Origin of the sequence: Streptomyces pyxinicus, from assembly GCF_024753135.1 — a bacterium.
In the GTDB taxonomy this organism is placed as follows: domain Bacteria; phylum Actinomycetota; class Actinomycetes; order Streptomycetales; family Streptomycetaceae; genus Streptomyces; species Streptomyces pyxinicus.
Genome location: NZ_JANUGP010000002.1, coordinates 1 through 23,337 on the forward strand (window position 1 = coordinate 1; position 23,337 = coordinate 23,337).

Annotated in this window: 14 protein-coding genes, 1 pseudogene and 1 riboswitch; of the genes and pseudogenes, 7 read left to right on the forward strand and 8 right to left on the reverse strand. The window is 74.0% G+C overall.

Features of this window, described 5'->3' with window-relative positions; translation table 11 throughout:
* Positions 1-1,562 (reverse strand): cell division protein PerM (locus tag NX794_RS02570; protein ID WP_428985838.1); only part of this gene is annotated, 1,562 nt, incomplete at its 3' end.
* A gap of 107 nt (positions 1,563-1,669) precedes the next feature.
* On the opposite strand from NX794_RS02570, the gene NX794_RS02575 reads away from it, so the two are divergent.
* Entirely contained in the window at positions 1,670-2,734 is a 1,065-nt protein-coding gene (locus NX794_RS02575; protein ID WP_258776415.1) for a transcriptional regulator, read from the forward strand.
* Positions 2,735-3,003: 269 nt separating this feature from the next.
* Here NX794_RS02575 and sucD read toward each other — a convergent pair whose 3' ends face one another.
* The 5 genes from sucD to NX794_RS02600 all read right to left on the reverse strand — a co-directional run bounded on the left by sucD (position 3,004) and on the right by NX794_RS02600 (position 10,835).
* Entirely contained in the window at positions 3,004-3,888 is an 885-nt protein-coding gene (sucD, locus tag NX794_RS02580; protein ID WP_258776416.1) for a succinate--CoA ligase subunit alpha, read from the reverse strand.
* A 26-nt stretch (positions 3,889-3,914) separates the two neighbouring features.
* Positions 3,915-5,093, reverse strand: coding sequence for an ADP-forming succinate--CoA ligase subunit beta (sucC, locus tag NX794_RS02585; protein ID WP_258776417.1), 1,179 nt, complete (start codon positions 5,091-5,093; stop codon positions 3,915-3,917).
* A gap of 908 nt (positions 5,094-6,001) precedes the next feature.
* A complete protein-coding gene (locus NX794_RS02590) occupies positions 6,002-7,180 on the reverse strand; it encodes a VWA domain-containing protein (protein WP_258776418.1) in 1,179 nt (392 codons plus the stop codon).
* The gene (locus NX794_RS02595; RefSeq protein WP_258776420.1) at positions 7,177-9,708 is read right to left on the reverse strand and encodes a DUF5682 family protein; all 2,532 of its coding nucleotides are present in this window, start codon (positions 9,706-9,708) and stop codon (positions 7,177-7,179) included. Before NX794_RS02595 ends, NX794_RS02590 begins: the two co-directional genes overlap by 4 nt.
* Positions 9,705-10,835, reverse strand: coding sequence for an ATP-binding protein (locus NX794_RS02600; RefSeq protein ID WP_258776421.1), 1,131 nt, complete (start codon positions 10,833-10,835; stop codon positions 9,705-9,707). The genes NX794_RS02595 and NX794_RS02600 overlap by 4 nt, the downstream gene beginning before the upstream one ends.
* 132 nt (positions 10,836-10,967) lie before the next feature.
* Here NX794_RS02600 and NX794_RS02605 point away from each other — a divergent pair, with 132 nt between their 5' ends.
* Both NX794_RS02605 and NX794_RS02610 read left to right on the forward strand, forming a co-directional pair.
* Positions 10,968-12,323 carry an SWIM zinc finger family protein gene (locus tag NX794_RS02605; RefSeq protein WP_258776423.1) on the forward strand — a complete coding sequence of 452 codons (1,356 nt, stop codon included), beginning with the start codon at positions 10,968-10,970 and terminating at the stop codon, positions 12,321-12,323.
* 250 nt (positions 12,324-12,573) lie between these two features.
* A complete protein-coding gene (locus tag NX794_RS02610; RefSeq protein ID WP_258776424.1) occupies positions 12,574-14,331 on the forward strand; it encodes a DUF5691 domain-containing protein in 1,758 nt (585 codons plus the stop codon).
* Here NX794_RS02610 and icmB read toward each other — a convergent pair.
* Positions 14,307-14,729, reverse strand: coding sequence for a coenzyme B12-dependent isobutyryl CoA mutase small subunit (icmB, locus tag NX794_RS02615; RefSeq protein WP_258776426.1), 423 nt, complete (start codon positions 14,727-14,729; stop codon positions 14,307-14,309). The two genes, NX794_RS02610 and icmB, sit on opposite strands and share 25 nt — an antisense overlap.
* Before the next feature lie 224 nt (positions 14,730-14,953).
* On the opposite strand from icmB, the gene NX794_RS02620 reads away from it, so the two are divergent.
* On the forward strand, positions 14,954-15,835 hold the full coding sequence (locus NX794_RS02620; protein WP_258776427.1) for an esterase/lipase family protein: 882 nt from the start codon (positions 14,954-14,956) through the stop codon (positions 15,833-15,835).
* Positions 15,836-16,046: 211 nt separating this feature from the next.
* Positions 16,047-17,585 carry a M23 family metallopeptidase gene (locus tag NX794_RS02625; RefSeq protein ID WP_258776428.1) on the forward strand — a complete coding sequence of 513 codons (1,539 nt, stop codon included), beginning with the start codon at positions 16,047-16,049 and terminating at the stop codon, positions 17,583-17,585.
* Between the two features lie 126 nt (positions 17,586-17,711).
* Here NX794_RS02625 and pcrA read toward each other — a convergent pair whose 3' ends face one another.
* Complete coding sequence (pcrA, locus tag NX794_RS02630) at positions 17,712-20,201, reverse strand: DNA helicase PcrA (protein ID WP_258776429.1); 2,490 nt, start codon at positions 20,199-20,201, stop codon at positions 17,712-17,714.
* Between the two features lie 263 nt (positions 20,202-20,464).
* Positions 20,465-20,634, forward strand: a riboswitch (cyclic di-AMP (ydaO/yuaA leader).
* 1,097 nt (positions 20,635-21,731) lie between these two features.
* On the opposite strand from pcrA, the pseudogene NX794_RS02635 reads away from it, so the two are divergent.
* Positions 21,732-22,256: pseudogene (locus tag NX794_RS02635) on the forward strand (C40 family peptidase); the annotation flags it as partial.
* 112 nt (positions 22,257-22,368) lie between these two features.
* Positions 22,369-23,334: a tellurite resistance/C4-dicarboxylate transporter family protein gene (locus tag NX794_RS02640; protein ID WP_258776430.1), complete on the forward strand. Its 966-nt coding sequence runs from the start codon at positions 22,369-22,371 to the stop codon at positions 23,332-23,334.
* The last annotated feature ends 3 nt before the right edge of the window (positions 23,335-23,337 follow it).

The following is a 23,337-nucleotide window of genomic DNA, read 5'->3' on the forward strand; positions in this document are numbered from 1 at the left end:
CAGTCGGGGGCGGGGAACGGATTCTCGGCGGGCAGGATGTCGTACCGGTCCTCCTCGGCGGGCTCGACCGCGTCCCGTACGACGTCGGGGCGGGCGGCCGTGAGGGGCTTCGGCGACCTCGGTGCGGGTGCGTCGGTGCGGCCGGCACCCGTCCCGTGCGCCCCGCGCTCCCCGTGGTCTCCTTGGTGCCGGCCGCGCAGCCGCCAGACCCGTACCACCAGCGCCACCGGCAGCGCGCACACCGCCGTCCACACCCCGGCCGCCGGCCCGGTCTGCCACCACACCGGGCCGAAGCGGGCCAGCGCCGCCACGCCCAGCGGGCCGCCCGCCAGGCCGGCGAGGAGGGCGAGGGCCGCCGCACAGACCGCCCCCGTCAGCAGGACGACGCCGGCGGTGCGGGCCGCCGTCCAGCGGGCCCGGGGCGGGTGTCCCGTCTCCCGCCGGACCGCCGCCCGGGCCACGAACCAGCCCGCCGTCATCCCGGCGGCCACCGGCACCAGTACCGCCAGCTTGTTGGTCAGCGTCCCGGTCCCGGCGTCCGGCACCGCCGCCAGCAGCGGGAAGGGCGGCAGCATCGGGGCCGGGTCGGAGGCGAGCGGATGCACCAGGTGCCCGGTGCCGAGGACGAAGCCGGGGCCGAGGGCGTAGGAGGCCGCCCACACCGCCGCGTTGGGGATCAGCGCGATGCCGAGCAGCAGGACGGCGAACCGCCCGGTCCAGCCCTCCGTCAGCTGGAGGAAGGACGCCCGCGCCAGGTCGCCGTGCCACACCAGCGAGGTGCCGAGCAGCAGGGCTCCGCCGCCGAAGAGGACGGCCGTAGCGGCACCGGCGGCGCGCACGGCAGCGGCGAGCCGGGCGCGGGCCTCGGCGTCCGCCGGCACCAGCCGCCCCACCGGACTCAGCAGACCCACCGCACTCAGCAGACCCAGCGGACCCGGCGGACTCAGCAGGTTCATGGTCCCGGGCGCCTGCTCCGTTCGGGCCGTGGTCTGTCCCCCGGGCGGGCGGCCCTGCGCCGACCACACCCCGGCTCCCGCGGTGACCGCCGCCACCAGCGGCAGACACACCGTCACCCAGGGCCATGACGGGCGCAGTTCACCGCCCGCGCAGTACACGACCGCGGCGGCGGCGACACCCAGATAGCCGAGGACGACACCCGTCCAGACGGTGGCGGCCGGCACCGGCGGCGGCGCGTCGGGCTCGGCGGAGACGTCGGCGGCGTCGCGCGCGGCCCGGTAGAGCAGCCACACCGGCAGCGCGAGCAGCAGTAGCGGGGTCACCCCGACGGGCAGCGGCGCGCCCGACAGCGTGTCCGTGCGCACCAGTTGGACCCCGTGCGCCAGCAGCCAGAGCGCGGCGGCGACATGCAGCGCGCCACCCGGACCGCTGTCCGGATAGGGCGAGCTGATCCACATCGCGAGGACGAGCACGGCGAGCGAACCGAGGCCGAGCCCGGCCGCGACCGCACCGCCGAACAGGCAGGCGGCCAGCCCTGGCGAACGGTCGCGCACCCGCGTGAGCAGCGGCGGGGACGGCGGTCGGCGAGCGGTCATCTGGGTCACGCGGCCATGGTCCCAACGACACGCGCCTTCCCGCCGTAACAGGCGAACCCCCGCTGTGTCGCTCAATATACGTTTATGTTCTTTTTCGTACGAAAGGGTGCATGGTGATGACGCAGAGTACTGCCACCCCGCTGCCACCACCGAGGGAACGCCGACGCCTGCGCGAGGCCCACGCGCTGACGCGGGATCAGGTCGCCGAGCGGCTCGGCGTGAGCCGGTCCACGGTGCGCGCCTGGGAGTCCGGGCACCGGGTCCCCGAGGGCGAGGAGGGCGCCGCGTACGCCGGACTGCTGGCGGCGCTCACCCGGCCGGCCGACACCACCACCGGTCCTGGCCCGGGTCCCGGTCCCGGTCCCGGCCTCCTGGGGGCGCAGCCGCTGACGCCCGCTCAGGCCTTCGACGCGCTGTACGCGTTCTGCGCGCCCGCCCTCGTACGGCAGACCTATCTGCTCACCGGACGCCGGGACCTGGCCCGCGAGGTCGTGGAACGGGCCTTCCAGCTGGCCTGGCAGCGCTGGCCCGAGATCGCGCAGGACCGTGACCCGGCGAGCTGGGTGCGGGCGATGGCGTACGACTGCGCGCTTTCGCCCTGGCACCGGTTCCGCCCCCGCTACCGGCATCCGGAACCGCCGCCGGCCGACCCGGCGGACCGCGCGCTGCTGCACGCGCTGCTGGAGCTGCCGCCGGCGTACCGGCGCACGGTCGTGCTCTACGACGGGGTGGGCCTCGACCTGCCGGAGACGGCGGCGGAGACGGAGGCCAGCACACCGGCGGCGGCCAGCCGGCTCACCCACGCGCGCGAGGCCCTGGCCGCGTGCCTGCCGGAACTGGCCGACCCCGCCGAGCTGCACCGCCGGCTGCTCGGGCTGGCCTCGGCGGAGCGGCTGCGGGCGGAGCGGCCGACGGTGGTGCGCGTGTGCGGCGAGCGGCGAAACGTTTTTTGGACGCGGGCCGCCATCGCCTTCACGGTGACGATCATCGGCGCGACGACCCTGACCCTGCGGACGGCACCCACCCACTACGAGCCCCCGGTCGCCCCCGCCCAGGCGGTCCAAGGCGTCCCGCCCCGAGCGGCCCTCGGCCCCCTCTCCCACGAGGAACAGGCCCTCCAGGCCAAGCTCCGGCAGGAGGCGGCGAGCGGACCGGAGCGCCTGGCCCCGGACGACCGGTGAGCGCCCCCGAAGGGGCGCGGGGAACTGCGCGACCAGCCACGACGGGCCCGCAGCCGCCAACGGACCACGCCCCTAGGGCGAGGCGGCGCGGCCTTTAGGGGCGCGGGGAACTGCGCGACCAGCCACAACGGGCCCGCAGCCGACGTAGAACGACGGCAGGCCCGCGCAGCCGGCGTAGAACGACGGCAGGCCCGCGCAGCCGGCGTAGAACGACGGCAGGCCCGCCCCGGAAGTACGCGGGGCGGGCCTGCCGACAGGTGGCTGAGAGGTCAGCCGGCCAGGATCTCGCGGGCGAGCTTGGCCGTCTCGGTCGGCGTCTTGCCGACCTTGACGCCCGCGGCCTCCAGGGCCTCCTTCTTCGCCTGGGCGGTGCCGGACGAACCGGAGACGATGGCGCCGGCGTGGCCCATGGTCTTGCCCTCGGGCGCGGTGAAGCCCGCGACGTAGCCGACGACCGGCTTGGTCACGTTCTCCTTGATGAACGCGGCGGCCCGCTCCTCGGCGTCGCCACCGATCTCACCGATCATCACGATCAGGTCGGTCTCGGGGTCCGCCTGGAACGCGGCGAGCGCGTCGATGTGCGTGGTGCCGATGATCGGGTCGCCACCGATGCCGACGGCGGTCGAGAAGCCGATGTCACGCAGCTCGTACATCATCTGGTACGTCAGCGTGCCGGACTTCGACACCAGGCCGATACGGCCCGGCTTGGTGATGTCGCCCGGGATGATGCCGACGTTCGACTGGCCCGGGGTGATGATGCCGGGGCAGTTCGGGCCGATGATCCGGGTCTTGTTGCCCTTCTTGCCGGCGTACGCCCAGAAGGCCGCCGAGTCGTGCACGGCGATGCCCTCGGTGATCACGACGGCCAGCGGGATCTCGGCGTCGATCGCCTCGTCGACCGCGGCCTTGGTGAACTTCTCCGGCACGAAGATGACGGAGACGTCGGCGCCGGTCTTCTCGATGGCCTCCTTGACGGTACCGAAGACCGGTACCTCGGTGCCGTCGAAGTCCACGGTCTGACCCGCCTTGCGCGGGTTCACGCCGCCCACGACGTTCGTGCCGTCACCGAGCATGAGCTTGGTGTGCTTCATGCCGGTGGCGCCGGTCATGCCCTGGACGATGACCTTGCTGTCCTTGTTGAGCCAGATAGCCATGGTGGTGTGAGTCCTCGTCCTCGTGCTTACTTGGCGGCGGCCAGCTCGGCGGCCTTGTCGGCCGCGCCGTCCATGGTGTCGACGCGCTGCACCAGCGGGTGGTTGGCGTCGGTGAGGATCTGCCGGCCCAGCTCGGCGTTGTTGCCGTCGAGCCGGACGACCAGCGGCTTGGAGACGTTCTCGCCGCGGTCCTCCAGCAGCTTCAGGGCCTGCACGATGCCGTTGGCGACCTCGTCGCAGGCGGTGATGCCGCCGAAGACGTTCACGAAGACGGACTTGACGTCCGGGTCGCCCAGGATGATCTCCAGGCCGTTCGCCATGACCTGGGCGGAGGCGCCACCGCCGATGTCCAGGAAGTTGGCGGGCTTGACGTTGCCGTGCTTCTCACCGGCGTACGCGACGACGTCCAGGGTGCTCATGACGAGACCGGCGCCGTTGCCGATGATGCCGACCTCACCGTCGAGCTTGACGTAGTTGAGGTTCTTCTCCTTGGCGGCGGCCTCCAGCGGGTTGGCCGCGGCCTTGTCGTGGAGTTCCTCGAAGTCGGGGTGGCGGAACTCGGCGTTGTCGTCGAGCGACACCTTGCCGTCCAGGGCGATGACCTGGCCGGAGGCGACCTTGGCCAGCGGGTTGACCTCGACCAGGAGGGCGTCCTCCTTGATGAAGGTGTCCCACAGCTTGACCAGGACGTCGGCGACCTGGTCGGCGACCTCGGCCGGGAACTTGGCGGCCTCGACGATCTCGCGGGCCTTCTCCGGGGTCACACCGTCGATGGCGTCGATCGGCGTCTTGGCGACGGCCTCCGGACGGGTGGCCGCCACCTCCTCGATCTCCATGCCGCCCTCGACGGACGCGATGGAGAGGAAGGTGCGGTTGGCACGGTCGAGGAGGAAGGAGACGTAGTACTCCTCGACGATCTCCGGAGCGGTCTCGGCGATCATGACCTTGTGGACCGTGTGGCCCTTGATGTCCATGCCGAGGATGTCCGTCGCCCGGGCGACGGCCTCGTCCGCGGAGGCGGCCAGCTTGACGCCACCGGCCTTGCCGCGACCACCGACCTTCACCTGCGCCTTGACGACGGACTTGCCGCCCAGGCGCTCGGTGATCTCGCGCGCCGCCTCAGGCGTGTCGATGACTTCACCGGCCAGCACCGGTACATCGTGCTTGGCGAAGAGGTCCCTCGCCTGGTACTCGAACAGGTCCACGCGCTTCCGTCCCTATCAGTGATCTCGCGGTTCGTTGGATGCGTGGGCGTGCCGCGAAGGGCAACGTGACGTCCGCTTGTCACTAGGGGGGCGCACACGGTGTCCGAGCGCGCGGCATGTCCGTCTCGCAGGTTATCGCCGCTTGCGGGGCCTCCCTAAATCGAGGGTCGCACGCGAGCGGTGATACCTGTCACATGATGCCGGTTTCCCTGGCACGCCGTGCCGCGAAGCGGCGGTCGCCGGGCGCCGTGTGAAGCTCCACCGGGCTGGGGTGCGCCCGGTGGAGCCCCTGAGCGGCTCCGGTGCGATCCGGAGCCCGGGCGGGCGGCCACCACCCCGACGGCGGCCGTCCCGCCCCTGTCCCGCGGGTACCGGACCGGACGCACCGACGGCGTTCGACCGACCGACCCGACAGCCCGCGGAATCTTGTCGCGCCCCTGTCACTTACCTCGCCGCCGGGGGCGTACGCCGGGCACCTGGGATGTTTTGGTGGGCTAGAGCGCCGGGACGGGCTAGTGGGGGAAGAGCGGGACGAAGGTGCCGACGTACGCCGGGGCTCCGACAGGCGCGGAGTGCGCGGGGGTGGAGTGCGCGGCAAGGACTCCGACGGGAGTGGAGTGCGCGGAAGGTGGGAACGCCGCGGGCCGGCCCGGGTGCGGCGCGGGGGCCGCCGCTGCCCCGAGGCGTGCGGGTACGGCCGTACGCCCGCCCGCGTGACCCTCGGCGGAACGGCTCCCCGCGCGCGCCGGCAAGGCGAGTCGCAGCGGGGTGGCAGGCAGGGGCACGTGGGGCAGGGGCACGTGGGGGCTCCCTCGGGTCGGTGCGGGAGGCGTTGATCCTCGCACGGTGGGCCCGAGGTGGCGCAAGACCCTGTTACCGAAGGGTAGCCATTTCCCTCTCCTGGCGCGTCACGCGGTGTCCGGTATCGGCAGGGGCCGCTTCTCCAGTGCCGCCGCCATCACCTCCGGGAACAGGTCGGGCGTGCAGGCGAAGGCGGGTGCGCCGAGCGCGGCCAGCGCCGCCGCGTGCTCCCGGTCGTAGGCCGGTGCTCCCTCGTCGGACAGGGCGAGCAGCGTCACGAACTGCACCCCGGACGCCTTCATCGCGGCCACCCGCTTGAGCATCTCGTCCCGGATGCCGCCCTCGTAGAGGTCGCTGATCAGCACGACCACGGTCTCCGCCGGCCGGGTGATCTGGGACTGGCAGTAGGCGAGCGCCCGGTTGATGTCGGTGCCGCCGCCGAGCTGGGTGCCGAAGAGCACGTCGACGGGATCGTCCAGCTGGTCGGTGAGGTCGACGACCGCCGTGTCGAACACGACCAGCCGGGTGCTGATCGACCGCATGGAGGCGAGCACCGCGCCGAACACGGACGCGTAGACCACGGACGCGGCCATCGAGCCGGACTGGTCGACGCAGAGCACGACCTCCTTCTTCACCGACCGCGCGGCCCGCCCGTATCCGATCAGCCGCTCCGGCACCACCGTGCGGTACTCGGGCAGGTAGTGCTTGAGGTTGGCCGCGATGGTGCGGTTCCAGTCGATGTCGTGGTGGCGGGGCCGGCTGACCCGGGCGCTGCGGTCGAGGGCGCCGGTGAGGGTGGCCCGGGTGCGGGTCGCGAGCCGCTTCTCCAGGTCCTCGACCACCTTGCGCACCACCGCGCGCGCCGTCTCCTTCGTCGTCTCCGGCATCGCCTGGTTGAGGGAGAGCAGCGTGCCGACCAGGTGCACGTCGGCCTCCACCGCCGCCAGCATCTCCGGCTCCAGCAGCAGCGCGGAGAGCCCGAGCCGCTCGATGGCGTCGCGCTGCATGACCTGGACGACGGAGGTCGGGAAGTAGGTGCGGATGTCCCCGAGCCAGCGTGCCACCGAGGGCGCCGACGCCCCGAGCCCCGCCGAACGCTCCCGTCCCGTCCGCTGCTTGTCGCCCTTGCCGTAGAGCGCGGCGAGCGTGCCGTCCATCGCCGCGTCCCGGCCGGACAGCGCGCATCCGGTGCCGTCGGCCTGGTCGCCGCCGAGGACCAGCCGCCAGCGCCGCAGCCGCTCCGCCGCCGGGTCCCGGGGTTTTGTCGGTGCCGAGCCGTTCGTCATGCGCCCACCCCCGCGAGGTTGTCGTGTCCGGTCGTCTCCCGCCCGTCACCGTCGGGCAGGCCCAGCAGCAGTCGCAGCACCGGCAGTACGGCGTCGGCGCGCGCGGTGTCCGGTTCGGTGCCGAAACCGGGCGTCGCGGGGGCATGGCCACCAGGTCCGGTGCCCTGGCCCGGTCCGCGCCGGACCAGCTCGCCGAGGGTTCTGCGCACCCCCGGCTCGTACGCCGAGAACGTGCGCCGCAGCAGCGGCAGTACGTCCGTGAACGCCTCCGCCGGCACCGACGTCAGCCACGCGTCGACCAGGCCGAGCAGCCGTTCGTCGTGGACCAGCAGCAGGCCGCCCCCGCCGCCGACGAAGCCCTCGATCCAGGCCGCCGCGGCGGCCGGCGGGGTCCCCGGCGACAGCGCGAGCCCCATCAGTCGCGCCGCCTCCGCCGCGTCCAGGGCGCCCTCGTCGAGCAGCAGCCGCGCGGACCGCCCCCGGATCACGCCGGGCGCGGTGTCCCGCAGCGACAGGGCCCGCAGCACGCCCCGCCAGCGATCCCGCAGGTCACCGCGCCGGCGGCCCCGCAGGTCACCGCGGCCGATCGCGCCATCGGAACCCCCGGCCGCTCCGCCCCCACCGGAACCGGCCGCCTCCCCGGCGCCTGGGACCGCCCCGCCCGCCGGTGTCTCCGCCAGCAGGTTCACCGCCTGGTGCACGGCGTCCACATGGCCGCGCATCTCGTCGGCCGCGTCCGTGTCGAGCCCGGTGCAGGCCGGGGGCAGACCGACGAAGACGCGCTCGGCGAGGCCCGCCGCGACCTCGGACAGCGCTCCGGTGTCGGTGCCGCGCACGTCGCCGTAGCGCAGGGAGCGGACCAGCGCGGGCAGCGCCTGGGTGAGCCGGCCGACGTCCGTGTCCAGGGCCGCGCGGTCGGCGAGCACCCGCATGACCACGGGCAGCGAGTCCGGCAACCCCGCCAGCAGGCACTGTTCGGCGAGCGCGGTCACCTCGGCCAGGGCGGTCGCGGCGGTCGCGTCCGCCTCGGCCTTGGCCTGCGCGGCGGCGAGCACGGTCGTCCCCCACACGCCCGCCTCGGCGACCCGCACCGACAGCTCGGGCTCCCAGCGCAGCCGCCAGGTCTCCCGGAACGTACCGGTGCTCCCCCGGGACTCGGCCGGCTCCCCCCAGTGGACGCCGAGCAGCCGCAGCCGGTGCAGCAGTCTCCCGCGGCCCGCGTCGGTGGGGCCGCGCAGGTCCAGCTCCAGCTCGCGTTCCAAGGCCTCCGGCTTGAGCCGCAGCGAGCGCTGCTGCCGGGCGAGATCGCGCTGCAGGGGCACCGCGGGGGCCGACTCCGGGACCTCGCCCAGGACGTCCCCGACCACGAGCCGGTCGTGCACCAGCGCCAGCGGCACGTCGGAGCCGTCGCACATCACCGCCCGCACCGCGTCGGTGGTCTCACCGAGGCCCGGCAGCGGGCGCCCGCGCATCGCGGCCAGCGTGTCCGCGAGCCGTACCGCCTCGATGACGTGCGCGGAGGACACGATCCGGTCCTCCTCGCGCAGCAGTCCGGCCACCTTGGTCAGCCAGCGCTCGACCGGCCGGTCGGGGGCACAGAACAGATGCCCGTACCAGCCCGGCGAGTCGACGCCGGCGCCGTAACCGCTGGACCGGGCCAGCCTGCGGTGCGTCCAGGGCACCCAGGTCAGGTCGGCCTTGACCTTGGGCAGCCCCTTGAGCAGCGCCCGGTCGGCGCTGACGGTGGTCCGCTCGCGCAGCGCCGGCACGTGCCAGGCCCCGCACACCACCGCCACCGCGTCCCCGAACTCCTTGCGGGCGTCGCGCAGCCGCAGCCGCATGTGCGCCTCCCGCACGGCGTACCGGGTGTGCCCGCCGTCGCCGAACCGCTCACGCAGCGCCCCCATGGCCTCCGCCAGGGCCGCGAAGGGCGCGAAGGGGTCGCGCTCGCCGGGTCCCCGGTGCTCCACGACGTCCTCCCACCACCGCTCGGGGTCGTCGTATCCGGCGGTCTCCGCGAGCACGGCGAGGGGATCGACCCGGACCCGCTCGCCCTCGCCGCCGTCCGCCCCCTCGCCGGCGTCCGTGTCCTCACCGGCGTGCTTGCTTTCGGCGGCGCCGGTGGGCTCGGCGTCGCCGGTGGGCTCGGCGGGCTCCGCCGTGTCCGTCCGCTTGTCCCAGGCCAGCGAGTGCGTGGCCGGCAGGTCGATGAAGCGGGCCGGGACGCCGTGCTCCAGGGCCCAGCGGATCGCGACCCATTCGGGGCTGAACTCGGCGAACGGCCAGAACGCCGAGCGGCCGGGCTCGTCCACGGCGTGGGCGAGCAGCGCGACCGGGGGCCGCAGCTCCGGGTCGGCGGCCAGCGGGATCAACGGGTCGGCCTCGGGCGGCCCTTCGATCAGCACGGCGGCGGGCCGGGCGGCGTCCAGGGCGGCCCGCACCGCGCGTGCCGAGCCGGGCCCGTGGTGCCGTACGCCCAGGAGCAGCGGCCCGGAGTCGTGGGCCCCGCTCCGGGCGGCCGCTGTCATGCGGTCACCTCCCGGCAGGCGCGGTAGAAGTCCGTCCAGCCCTCGCGCTCGCGCACGACCGTCTCCAGGTACTCCTGCCAGACGACCCGGTCGGCCGCCGGGTCACGGACGACGGCGCCGAGGATGCCGGCGGCGATGTCGCCCGGCCGCAGCACGCCGTCCCCGAAGTGGGCGGCGAGAGCCAGGCCGTTGGTGACGACGGAGATCGCCTCGGCCGTGGACAGGGTGCCGCTCGGCGACTTCACCTTGGTGCGCCCGTCGGCCGTGATGCCGTCGCGCAGCTCGCGGAACACGGTCACGACCCGGCGGATCTCCGCGATGCCGTCGGGCGCGGCCGGCAGGTCGAGGGAGCGGCCGAGCTGGTCGACGCGGCGGCTGACGATGTCGACCTCGGCCTCGGCGCTTTCCGGCAGCGGCAGCACGACGGTGTTGAAGCGGCGGCGCAGCGCGCTGGAGAGGTCGTTGACGCCCCGGTCGCGGTCGTTGGCGGTGGCGATGAGGTTGAAGCCGCGCACCGCCTGGACCTCCTCGCCCAGTTCGGGGACGGGCAGGGTCTTCTCGGACAGGATCGTGATCAGCGTGTCCTGCACGTCGGCCGGGATACGGGTCAGTTCCTCGACGCGGGCCGTCATGCCCTCGGCCATGGCGCGCATGACGGGGCTGGGCACGAGGGCGTCCCGGCTCGGGCCGTGGGCGAGCAGCCGCGCGTAGTTCCAGCCGTACCGGATCGCCTCCTCCGGGGTGCCGGCGGTGCCCTGCACGAGCAGGGTCGAGTCGCCGCTGACGGCGGCGGCGAGGTGCTCGGACACCCAGGTCTTGGCGGTGCCGGGCACGCCGAGCAGCAGCAGGGCGCGGTCGGTGGCGAGGGTGGTGACGGCGACCTCGACGATGCGGCGCGGGCCCACGTACTTCGGTGTGATCACCGTGCCGTCCGGCAGGGTGCCGCCGAGCAGGTACGTCGCCACCGCCCACGGCGAGAGCTTCCAGCGGGCCGGGCGCGGGCGGTCGTCCTGCGCGGCCAGCGCGGCGAGTTCGGCCGCGAAGGCCTGCTCGGCGTGCGGCCGCAACGCCTCGCTCTCGGCGTCGAGGCTCGGTTCGGCGATCGTCGGTTGCACGGACACAGACATGGCTGAGGCCCCCTCCAGCTCGGCCGGTTCGGATCTGTGCACTACGGTGCACCACGCCACTGACAATCGCTCTGACCTGCACGAACGCGCTCGCCGGGCCGATTGTCAGTGGCGGGACCTACCGTCGTTGGCATGACTGAGCAGGGGGTGCGCTGGACCGCGGACCAGGTGCTGTCACTGGCGCCTGACGCCGCGTCACGCAAAGCGGGAGGCAAACTCGGCACGGCCGGGCCGTGGTCTGGGGCGGGCAGTGGAGAGGGGGCGGTGTGGGGCCTGTGCAAGGGCAGCGGAAGCAAGCCGTACCAGACGGTGGTGGACCTGGCCGGCGGTGCCGGTCCGGCGTGCAAGTGCAGTTGCCCGAGCCGTAAGTTCCCGTGCAAACACGCCCTCGGCCTGCTGCTGTTGTGGGCTGGCGGCGACGGCTCGGTGCCGGAGCCCGAGCAGCCGCCGGACTGGGCGGAGCAGTGGCTCGGGGGCCGGCGCAGACGCGCCGAGAGCGAACAGGCACCGGCATCGGCGGACACGGCGAGCGGCGGCGCGGATCCGGAGGCGGCGCGGCGCCGGGCCGAGCGCCGCGCCGAGCGGGTCACGGCGGGCGCGACGGAGCTTGAGCAGCGCCTCGCCGACCTGCTGCGCGGCGGCCTGGCCGGTGCCGAGCAGGCGGGGTACGGGCTGTGGGACGAGACCGCCGCCCGCATGGTCGACGCCCAGGCTTCCGGACTGGCCGCTCGGGTGCGGGAGTTGGGGGCGATACCGGCGTCGGGGCCGGGCTGGCCGGCGCGGTTGCTGGAGGAGTGCGCGCTGCTGCACCTGCTCGACCAGGGCTGGCTGCGCCGCGCCGACCTGCCGGAGGCCCTCGTGGTCACCGTCCGCTCCCGGCTCGGCCTGTCCGCCACGCCGGAGAGCCCGCCGGTGCGCGACCGCTGGCTGGTCCTCGCCCAGTACGACACGGCCGACCCGAAACTGACGACACGGCGGATATGGGTCCACGGCGCCGAGTCGGGCGGCACCCGGCTGCTGCTGTCCTACGGCGCGGCCGGTCGGGCACCCGAGCTGGCGCTGCCGGTCGGCCTGGCCCTGGACGCGGAGCTGTCCGCCCACCCGGGGGCCGCCCAGTTCCGGTCGGCGCTCGGCGAGCGGTTCGCACCACCGGCCCCGGCGGACTTCCGGCCGCCGGGCGTGACGACGGCCGAGGCGGCGGCCCGCTACGGCGACGCCCTGCGCGACGACCCATGGCTGGAGTCGGTCCCGGTGACCCTGGGACGGGTGACACCGGTGCCGGACGGCGACGGCTGGCAACTGGCCGACGCCGACGCGGACTCGGCCCTCCCGCTGAGCCGCGCGGCCCGTTCCCGTCCCGGCCTGTGGCGTCTGGTGGCCGTGTCCGGCGGCGCCCCGGTCACGGTCTTCGGCGAACACGGCCACCGCGGTTTCACCCCGCTCACGGCCTGGCCGGTGGCCCCGGGCGAGGCGGTGCCGCTGTGCTGACCCGAGCGAGTACGAGGGGCGGCCCGGCAGCGGCGGTGACCACGCTCGGCAGCCACCGGGCCACGCCAGCCGAACCGGTGCGGCCCGATCAGCCCGGTCAGCCCGCTCAACCGCGTCAGCACGGGCAACCCGGTCAACCAAGTCAGCCCGTGCGGCCCGGCCAACCCGTCCAGTCCCCCGGCACCCGTATCGCCCGGCCCCGAACCGCTGCCCCGCACCCCCTCGGCCACCGCACCCGGAAGGAACGGTCATGAACGTCAGTCCGGCCCCGCCACCCGCACCCGCCACCATCCCTCCGTCCGGCACCGCCGCACCCTCCTGGGAGGACCTGGTCACCCACGCCCTGCTGGGCACCGACCGACGGCCCTCGGGATACGGGACGGCAGACCGGCCGGCACCCCTCGCGCTGCTGGACGCCGCCGCCGTGGCGACCGTACGGCGGCGGGCCGGACTGCGGCCCGCGCCCGCGGCCCGGCGCCCGGAACCCGCGCCCGGGGATCCGCGCCCGGCACTGCCCGCCGCGGCGGCCCGCAGACTCGCCCTGCTGCTGGCCGACCGTTCCGGCGGCACCGGCGGCGGCCGGCGGGGCAGCGCCCCGGACCTCACGGAGTTGCTCCCGCAGTGGCTCGCGGCGGCCAACGCGCACGGCTACGCGGCGCCCTCGCACACGCTCCCGGCGCTACTGGACGCGGCCCGGGGCCGTACGGACCTGCGCCCGGCGGCGCTGGCGTTCGCCGGTCCGCGCGCGCTGTGGCTGGCCCGGCTGAACCCGGACTGGCGGTTCGCCCTGCGCGCGGCCCCCGGCGGCGGCACGGCCCTGCCCGGCCCCGAGGACGGCGAGGCGGTGCGCCGGCTGTGGCAGGAGGGCCTGTTCGCCGAGCGGGTCGCGCTGCTGGGCGCGCTGCGCGGCCGTACCCCCGCCCTCACGCGTGACCTGCTGCTCTCGACCTGGTCGACGGAGCGGGCGGAGGACCGGCTGATGTTCCTGGACTCGCTGCGCGCGGGCCTGTCCGGTGCCGACGAGCCGTTCCTTGAACAGGCCCTCGGCGACCGCAGCCGCAACGTGCGGGCGACGGCGGCCGAGCTGCTGGCGGCGCTGCCGGACTCGGCACTCGCCGCGCGCATGGCCGTACGGGCGGCGGCGTGTGTGGCCCTGGACCGGACGGGGAACTCGCCGGCCATCGTGGTCGAGCCGCCGCCCGAGTGCGACTCCGGTATGGAGCGCGACGGTGTGGTGGTCACGCCGCCCACGGGCAGAGGAGAACGGTCATGGTGGCTGGGTCAGTTGGTGGAGGCCGCACCACTCGGCACCTGGTCGCGGCGGCTCGGCGGGCGGACCGTACCGGAGATCGTGGCGCTGCCGGTGGCCGACGGCTGGCAGGGCGAGCTGCACGCGGCCTGGTGCCGGGCGGCCGTACGGCAGAAGGACCCCGTCTGGTCGAGAGCACTGCTCGGCTCGCCCTCGGCACCGGAGGCGGGCGGCCCGGGAGCGGTCTCGCTGGCGGAGCGGGCCAAGCTGCTGGCCGCGCTGGAGCCGGCCGAACGCGCCGCCTGGGTCGCCGGGTTCATCGCGGCGCACGGCCTGTCGGAGGCGTTCCAGCTGCTCGGCAGCTGCGCGGTGCCCTGGGCCGCGCCGCTCGGCCGCGCGGTCGTGGACGCTCTCAACATCGCGCGGGACGCGGGGAGTTATCCATGGAGCTTCAGTGGCGTGATGGGACTCGCGGAGCGCTGTCTGGACCCGGCGGAGACGGCCCGGCTGGAAGCGCTGCTGGCGATACCCGACGAGCGCGAGGACGCGGCCCCCGGCGCCGGCGGCTACTGGGCGGAGGCCTTCCAGCGTCTGGTCACCACACTGCGCCTGCGCGCGGAGATGACCGCCGAACTCACACCCGCGCCACCGCGACCCGATGCGCCACCGCGACCCGATGCTTCACCGCGGCCCGTCGCGCCACCGCGGCCCGGTGATCAGTCGCGGCCCGGGGATCAGCCGCCCGAGGCGGCCGGCTGACGGACGTTGCCGCGGACCCATTCCACGATGGACGTGGTGGTCGCCCCGGGCGTGAAGATCTCCGCGACGCCCTTCTCCTTCAGCGGCGCGATGTCCTCCTCGGGGATGATCCCGCCGCCGAAGACCAGGATGTCGGCGGCGTCGCGCTCCTTGAGCAGCTCGATGACCGCGGCGAACAGCGTGTTGTGCGCGCCGGAGAGGATGGAAAGGCCGATCGCGTCGGCGTCCTCCTGGATGGCGGTGCCGACGATCTGCTCCGGCGTCTGGTGGAGACCGGTGTAGATGACCTCCATACCGGCGTCGCGCAGGGCGCGCGCGATGACCTTGGCCCCGCGATCGTGGCCGTCGAGCCCCGGCTTGGCGACCACCACGCGGATCGGACCGGCTGCCACACCCATCACTGCCTCCAACAAGCGACCACGGAAGCGTCCGCTTCCGTCCGTAACGACAAGTACCGCACTTCCGGTGCGACCCGCCACCCGTCGCGAAGTGAACGAACGTTATCTCCAGCATCCCGCAACCGGCGGTTTTACGGTGCGCGGCGAGGGGGAAATCACATGGTGGGACATCAAGGCACACGGGGGACAGAGCCGTCCTTCCGCGTGCCGACAGGAGGTCGGCCATGAAGGTCACCGGAGTGCTGCCGCCGCTCTTCCTCCCGCTCTGCCGCCGTCTGTGGCCCGGCAGACTGGCCGGACTCTCCCTGACGCTGCTGAAGGCGACCGCCCTGGAAGCCGCGATCCTCACCGGTCACCTGCTGCTGTACCCGACGGGCCTGGTGCAGGAGCGGCGCGGTCCCGGCGACCCGCCCGCACCGGCCGAGCGATCAGGCGACGGGCCCGTCCCGCTGCCGGTCAGGCCCGGTCCCCCGGTGGTGCTGCTGCACGGGTTCATCGACAACCGTTCGGTGTTCGTGCTGCTGCGCCGCAGTCTGGCCCAGCACGGCAGGTGCCGGGTGGAGTCGCTCAACTACTCCCCGCTCACCTGTGACATCCGCTCCGCCGCCGAACTGCTCGCCCGGCACGTCGAGGAGATCTGCGAGCGCACCGGCAGCACCCGGATCGACATCGTCGGGCACAGCCTCGGCGGCCTGATCGCCCGGTACTACGTGCAGTGTCTCGGCGGTGACCTGCGGGTGCGCACCCTGGTCACGCTGGGCACCCCGCATTCCGGGACCCGGGTGGCACGCCTGGCGGACGCGCACCCGATCGTGCGCCAGATGCGGCCCGGCTCCGAGGTGATCGCGGAGCTGGCTCGCCCGGCGCCCGGCTGCCGTACCCGGTTCGTCAGCTTCTGGAGCGACCTGGACTCGGTGATGGTCCCGCTGGAGACGGCCTGCCTTGAGCACCCCGACCTCGACGCGCGCAACGTCCGCGTGACCGGTATCGGCCACCTCGCCCTGCCCGTGCACCCCGCCGTGGCGGCCGGGATACGCGAGGTTCTCGACGCCGAGGAGCCAGCCGGGCCCGCCGAGCGGCGTTCCGGAGGCTTGACGGTCGCCTGACGGGGCACCCGAACGGCGTCTCTGACGCCTCTCACAATCAAACAGTCTTCGAACACAAGGCCAAACTCGCGCCCGCCGTTCCCCGAAACACGGCCGAATGCCCGTTTACGGGCCGCGCGGAACCGGTCGAAGATTGTCGCGCCCGCATACCGCCGGGTACAGTCGCCGCACTGCTCTCGCAGCCCCTGTTGTCGAGGCGAAAGAGAAGTTGGTGAACGACCGTCACCCGTCGGGGACCCTGACCACCCCGGCTCCGGCTTCCGACGCCTCCGCTCCCTACGCGCAGTACGGCGTGGCCCCGGAAGTCTCGTACGACGACCTCACCACCCAGGGCGGCCACGACGCCACCGGTTTCCCTGGCGGCGCCGCCGACGCCACGGCCTTCCACGCCGACCCGCTCTTCGGCAGCCTCCCGGACAACGGCCCGGCCACCGGCACGTACGAGACCACGCAGTGGCAGACCGGAACCGGTCAATTCCCGCCGCACGACCCGTACGCGGCCCAGCACCAGGCCGCCTACGGCACCGGCGCGTACGACACCGGCGCCTGGACGGTTCCGGCCCAGGCGACCGCGAACGACACCAGCGGCCAGTGGGACACGGGCACCTGGAGCCAGGCCGGCCAGGCCGCCGCGCCGGATGCCACCCAGCAGTGGGAGTGGGGCACCCAGGCCTTCGACACGGGCGCGTACGACGCCACGCAGTGGAACTCCGCCGGGCACCCGGTGACCGCGGAGACCGAGGCCGTTCCGTTCGACCAGCAGGCCACCGCCACCTTCGAGCAGGTGTCGTACGAGGAAGCCGGCTTCGGGCAGGCGCCGTACGAGGAGACCGGCTTCGCGGGAACCGGCCTTGAGGAGACCGGCTTCGAGGGCTTCGACTTCGAGGCGGGCCAGGGTGATATCGAGGGCGGGCCCGGTGACACCGGTGAACTTCCCGTCGTGACCGAGCTGTTGGACGGCCAGGAGGAAGTGGTCCCGGCCCCGGTGCCTCGCGCGGGCGCACGCGGTGGGGCGCGCTCCCGGCGCCGTACGCCCGCCAAACGCTCCGCGCTGCTGACCGTCGCGGTGCCCTCGGTCTGTGTGATGGGGGTCGCCGGGATCGCGGCGGCCTCGGTCAGCGCGCTGACCAACGACTCCCCGGAGACCACCGCCAGCGCCTCGGAGGCCCACGCGGTGCAGCCGTCGGCCGCCAACAGCAGGCTGGACTCCCAGCTCAAGACGCTGTCCGCCGGGGCCGACGACTTCGCCGACCGGGCCAGCCGCACCCAGGAACGAATCGACCTCAAGACGCAGAAGGCGCAGGAGGCGAAGAAGGCGGCGGCGGAGGCCGCGCGGAAGGAGCGGCTGCGCCCCAAGTTCGCGCTGCCGGTCACCCAGCGCGGGCTCAGCGCCTACTTCGGCCAGGCGGGCGTGAACTGGATGTCGGTGCACACCGGCATCGACTTCCCGGTCTCCTACGGCACCACGGTGATGGCCGCCACCGACGGCACCGTCACCACCAAGTGGAACAGCGCCTACGGCAACATGCTGATCGTGACGGCCAAGGACGGCACGGAGACCTGGTACTGCCACCTCTCCAGCTACCGGGTGGCCTCCGGTACGACCGTCAAGGCGGGCCAGCCGGTCGCCTACTCCGGCAACTCCGGCAACTCCACCGGTCCGCACCTGCACTTCGAGGTGCGGCCGGCGGGCGGTGCGGCCATAGACCCGCTGCCGTGGTTGCGCAGCCACGGGCTCGACCCGACCTGAGCCCGCTCTCCCCTCGTGCGTGACGAGTGAGCCCCGCCGGTTCCGCTTCCGGCGGGGCTCGTCGCGTTCACTCTCCGGCGTCTCGGCTGGCCACAGCCTCGCGGTCGGCCACAGCTTCTCGGCCGGCTACAGCTTCTCGACCGGCGCGTACCGCAGCAGCAGGCGCTTCGGCTTGGTGTCGCCGAAGTCGACCGTCGCCTCCGTGTTCGCGCCCGTGCCCTTCACGCCGACGACCGTGCCGAGCCCGAACTGGTCGTGCGTGACCCGGTCCCCGACGGCCAGCGAGACCACCGGCTTCTCCGAGGTGCGCCGGGTGGCGAACCCGGAGGCGCCCGAAGCCGAGGAACGCGAGCGGGACGAGGACAGCGAGGCCGCGATCCCCGAGGCCGGCCCGGAGGACACCGGCGCCGCCGCACCCGTGCGCTTCCAGTCCACATGGGTGGCCGGGATCTCCTCCAGGAAACGGGAGGGCGGGTTGTACGACGGCTGCCCCCAGGCACTGCGCATCGCGGACCGGGTGAGGTACAGCCGCTCCCGCGCGCGGGTGATGCCGACGTAGGCCAGGCGCCGCTCCTCCTCCAGTTCCTTGGTCTGGCCGAGGGCGCGCATGTGCGGGAAGACGCCGTCCTCCATGCCGGTGAGGAACACCACCGGGAACTCCAGGCCCTTGGCGGTGTGCAGGGTCATCAGCGTGATGACGCCGTCGCCGTCCTCCTCGTCCGGGATCTGGTCGGAGTCGGCGACCAGGGCGACCTGCTCCAGGAAGTCGGCCAGCGTGCCCGACTCCCCCTCCGCGCGCTCCTGTTCGAACTCCAGGGCGACGGCCGCGAGTTCCTGGAGGTTCTCGATGCGGGTCTCGTCCTGCGGGTCGGTGGAGTTCTGCAACTCGGCCAGGTACCCGGTGCGTTCGAGTATGGCCTCCAGCACGGTCGCCGGTCCGGCACCGGACTCCACGACCGTGCGCAGGTCCTCCATCAGCGTGTTGAAGCGCTTGACGGCGTTGGTGGAGCGCGCGGCCATGCCGTACGCCTCGTCGACCCGCCTGAGCGCCTGCGGGAAACTGATCTTCTCGCGCTGGGCGAGGGCGTCGATCATCGCCTCCGCGCGGTCGCCGATGCCCCGCTTGGGCACGTTGAGGATGCGGCGCAGCGGCACCGAGTCCTCCGGGTTGGCGAGGACCCGCAGGTAGGCGAGGACGTCCCGGACCTCCTTGCGCTCGTAGAAGCGGACGCCGCCGACGACCTTGTAGGGCAGGCCGACGCGGATGAAGATCTCTTCGAAGACACGGGACTGGGCGTTGGTGCGGTAGAAGACGGCGACGTCGCCGGCCTTCGCGTCGCCCGCATCGGTGAGGCGGTCTATCTCGTCCGCGACGAACTGGGCCTCGTCGTGCTCGGTGTCGGCGACGTAGCCGGTGATCCGGGCGCCGTGGCCGGCGTTGGTCCACAGGTTCTTCGGACGGCGGGACTCGTTGCGCTCGATGACCGCGTTGGCGGCGCTGAGGATGGTCTGCGTGGAGCGGTAGTTCTGCTCCAGCAGGATCGTCGTCGCGTTCGGGTAGTCCTCCTCGAACTGGAGGATGTTGCGGATCGTCGCGCCGCGGAAGGCGTAGATCGACTGGTCCGCGTCACCGACCACGCACAGCTCGGCGGGCGGCAGGTCGGCCTCGCCCGGGGGCACGTCGGCGTCCTCGGGGGCGCGCTCGCCGGTGCCGACCAGCTCGCGCACCAGCGCGTACTGGGCGTGGTTGGTGTCCTGGTACTCGTCGACCATGACGTGCCGGAAGCGGCGGCGGTAGTGCTCGGCGACGTCCGGGAAGGCGCGCAGCAGGTTGACCGTCGTCATGATCAGGTCGTCGAAGTCGAGGGCGTTGGCCTCGCGCAGTCGTGACTGGTAGAGCGCGTAGGCCTGGGCGAGGGTCTTCTCGAAGCCGTCGGTGGCCTGGGCGGCGAAGTCCTCCTCGTCGATCAGCTCGTTCTTCAGGTTGCTGACCTTGGCGCTGAAGGACTTCGGCGGGTAGCGCTTGGGGTCGAGGTCCAGATCGCGGCAGACCAGGGCCATCAGGCGCTTGCTGTCGGCGGCGTCGTAGATCGAGAAGGACGAGGTGAAGCCGAGCTTCTTGCTCTCCCGGCGCAGGATGCGCACGCACGCGCTGTGGAAGGTCATCACCCACATCGCGCCCGCGCGCGGGCCGACCAGCTGCTCGACGCGCTCCCTCATCTCGCCCGCGGCCTTGTTGGTGAAGGTGATCGCGAGGATCTGGCCCGGGTGCACATGGCGCTCGGCCAGCAGGTGGGCGATGCGGTGGGTGAGCACCCGGGTCTTGCCGGAGCCGGCGCCGGCCACGATGAGCAGCGGGGAGCCGGCGTGCACGACCGCCGCGCGCTGGTTCTCGTTGAGCCCCTCCAGCAGCGCCGCCGCGTCGATCACGGGGCGGGGCGCGCCGTCGCGGTAGTGGGTGTCCCGGTCCGGCGGCGTGTCGAACTTCCCGCCGAACAGATCGTCCGGAAGCGGCTCCGGGGTGTGATCGTCCTCGGGCGGCGGCGGGTGCTCGTCCTCCTGCCCGCGCGGGGGCTGGAGGTCCGCCAGGAAGCTGTCGTCAAAGAGGCTGCTCATCGCTCTCCGAGTCTAGGGGGCCCCACCGACAACCGGTCGCCGTCCACCCAACCCGGCCGGTTCGCACGGCGTTCGATGTCCGCCCCGCGCGACCCGATCAGGCCCTCACGCTGCGAAAGCATCCGCTCACGAGGAGGGGAAACCTCCCGCAGGTCACGGAAATGTATCGGACAAAGCGCGCACCAACCTTCACAGAAGACACACGAGTTGGCTAGGTTTCCCTCCAGGCCGCACGACCCCCTACCGGCGAACGTCGCCGGGCCGCACGGCCTCCGCCGAGTCCGGCGCGCCCGCGCGGTGCCCGGAGCCGGGGACCCACCGATCCTGGGGTGAATCGGCCGACTCCCGCCCGGGACGACGCCGTAGGGCAACCCTTCCGAACCACCCGCCCGAACCCGACAGCTAACCCGGTAGGCGGCACGTTGGAAGGAGTCGCCTCCCTTGGCGTCGCACCGCAAGCACCCCGCCGGCACCCGAGGACCGGGTCTGCGCGGCCCCGCCCTCGCCACCGCCGCCTTCACCTCCGTGGCGGTCCTGTCCCAGTCCTCCGCCGCCCAGGCGGCCGAGGCCGCGCCCGCCGACGACGGCCGGCCGAGCCTGGAGGAGATCGAGCGGAAGATCGACGAGCTGTACCGCCAGGCCGACGCGGCACCGGACGAGGAACCCGCCGCCCGGCAGCGGGCGCGCGTCCAGCACCAGGCCCAAGAGGAGGCCCGGCGCGCGCGACAGCTGGCCAAGGCGCGCGAAGGCCAGGAGGGGCGCGCGCCGCTCACGGCCGACCCGGACTCGGCCGCCTCCCTGCTCGCCGAGTTCCCGCGCGACCACTTCGCCCCCAGCAGCGTGCTGAACCGCCTGGCCTCCCGCGTGAAGGACGCGGCGGAACGCGGCGAGCGGGGCAGGACGGCGGGGAGGACGCAGGACACGCCGCCGGCCGGCGCGGCGTACGGCGGGGGCGCGGGGTCGGTTCCGCGGTACGCCGGGGACACCGGGGCGGTTACCCGGTACGACGGGGACGCCGGGGACACCGGGGCGGTTAGCCGGTACGGCGGCTACCCGGTCGCGTCCTCGCGGTACGACGGCGGCGCGGGGGCGCCCGAGGCAGCGCGCGGTGCCCGGGTGGGGATTCCCGCGCCGCGTGACGGCGCGACGGACGCGGGCGCCCTGCCGGCGGGCGCCGTCGGCGCGTCGTACGACGCCCGTGCCGGGGTACGGCGTGCGGGCGTGGGCTCCGTCTCACGCGAGGGCGGCCCGGTTGCCGGTACGTCCCCCGAAGCCGTCGGCTCGCCCCACGGCCGTACGGTCGGCTCGCCCTACGGCGGCACGGTCGGCTCGCCCTACGGCGGCACGGTCGACTCGTCCCACGGCCGTACGGTCGGCTCGTCCCACGACGCCACGGTCGGCTCGCCCCACGGCCGCACAGTCGGCTCGCCCTACGGCGGCACGGTCGGCCCATCTCAAGGCGGCACAGTCGGCTCGTCCCACGCGGTGGACGGCTTCTCCCCTGCCGCGACGATCGGCTCGTCCTCCTACGACGTGCGGGCGGCGAAGGCCACCGTGCAGCGCAAGCTCGGCACCGCGCGGGAGCTGCTTTCCCGGCTCCCGGCCGCCGAGGAGGCCCCGTCGGCCGGGCGGGGCGGGCCCCGGCACGCGGCGCCCGCTTCGGCGCCGTACGCCGCCGCATCGCCCGCCCGGCCGGTCACCAAGGCCGCGAAGGCGATCGCCTTCGCCCGCGCCCAGCTCGGCAGACCGTACGTGAGCGGTGCCAGCGGGCCCGGCTCCTACGACGCCTCCGGTCTCACCCAGGCCGCCTGGAAGGCCGCCGGGGTCACGCTCCCGCGCGCCGCCCGGGACCAGGCCTTCGCCGGCACCCCGGTGCCAGTGGCCGACGCCCGCCCCGGTGACCTGGTCTTCTTCGGGGAGGACGACGGCCATGTCGGACTGTGCACGGGTGACGGGACGATGATCCACGCTCCGGGGCCGGGCGCGTACGTCCGGGAGGCGCTCGTGGACCGCGGCGGCGAGTCGGCCGTCCACCGGGTGGTCAGGCCGGTCTGACGGACGGGCGACGGCTCCCCGTTCCGCCCGGCACGCGCGCGTAGGGCGTTTTTGTGCTCCACGCGCGCGTGCCCTGACCGTTCCGGTGCGGCCGGCTGCCTAGCATCGGCGCATGCCCGGCATCTCAGCTCTGCGCGCGTGGTGGGCGGGGCGCTCTCCCGTGGCCGGGTCCGCCGTCATGGCGACCGGCATCGTGTCGGTGGGCCTGCGGTCGGCCGGCGCCGAGACGCTCTCTCTGGTGGTGCTGGCGGTGGCCTGCGGTGCCTGGGTGGTACTGGCCGCCGGCTTCGTCCTGCGGTTGGTCGGTGAGCGGTCGCGCTGGCTGGCCGAGGCGCGCGGTCCGGGCGCGCTGACCGCCGTCGCCGCGACGACCGTACTGGGCACGGCCCTCTCCCTGGCGGGCGGGCAGACCGCGGCCGGGGTCCTGCTGGCGCTGGCCGCGCTGCTCTGGCCGGGGCTGCTCGTCCTCGCCGTACGGCATGCCGGGGCCCTCATGCCGGGCTCGGTGTTCCTGTGCTGCGTGGCCACGCAGGGGCTCGCGGTGCTGGGGGCGACCCTGGCCGCGGCGGTGCAGACGGCGTGGCTCGCGCACACCGCGCTGGTGCTGTTCTGGCTGGGCCTGCTGCTCTACGGCTTCGCTCTGACCCGTTTCGACCGGCGGCAGGTGCTGGAGGGCCCCGGGGACCACTGGGTGGCGGGCGGGGCGCTGGCGATCTCGGCGCTGGCCGGGTCGAAGCTGCTCGCCGCCGCCGACGGGAGCATGTACCTGTGGGACGCCGACGACCGCGGCGTCCTGCGCCTCGTGACGAGCGCGCTGCTCGTGCTGTCCCTGGCCGGCTATGTCCTGCTGCTGGCGGCCGAGGCGTTCCGGCCGCGCCCCGGTTACGACTTCCGGCGGTGGTCGACGGTGTTCCCGATGGGGATGACGGCGGCGGCGACCCTGTCCGCCGCGGCCGTGCTGCCCGTGCCCTGGCTCAGAGTGCCGGGAGAGGTGCTGGTGTGGGTGGCGGTGGCGGCGTGGCTCGTGGTGGCCGCCGGTGCGGTGCGCGCGGTCCGCGCGGGCGAAAACGCCGGGTGACCG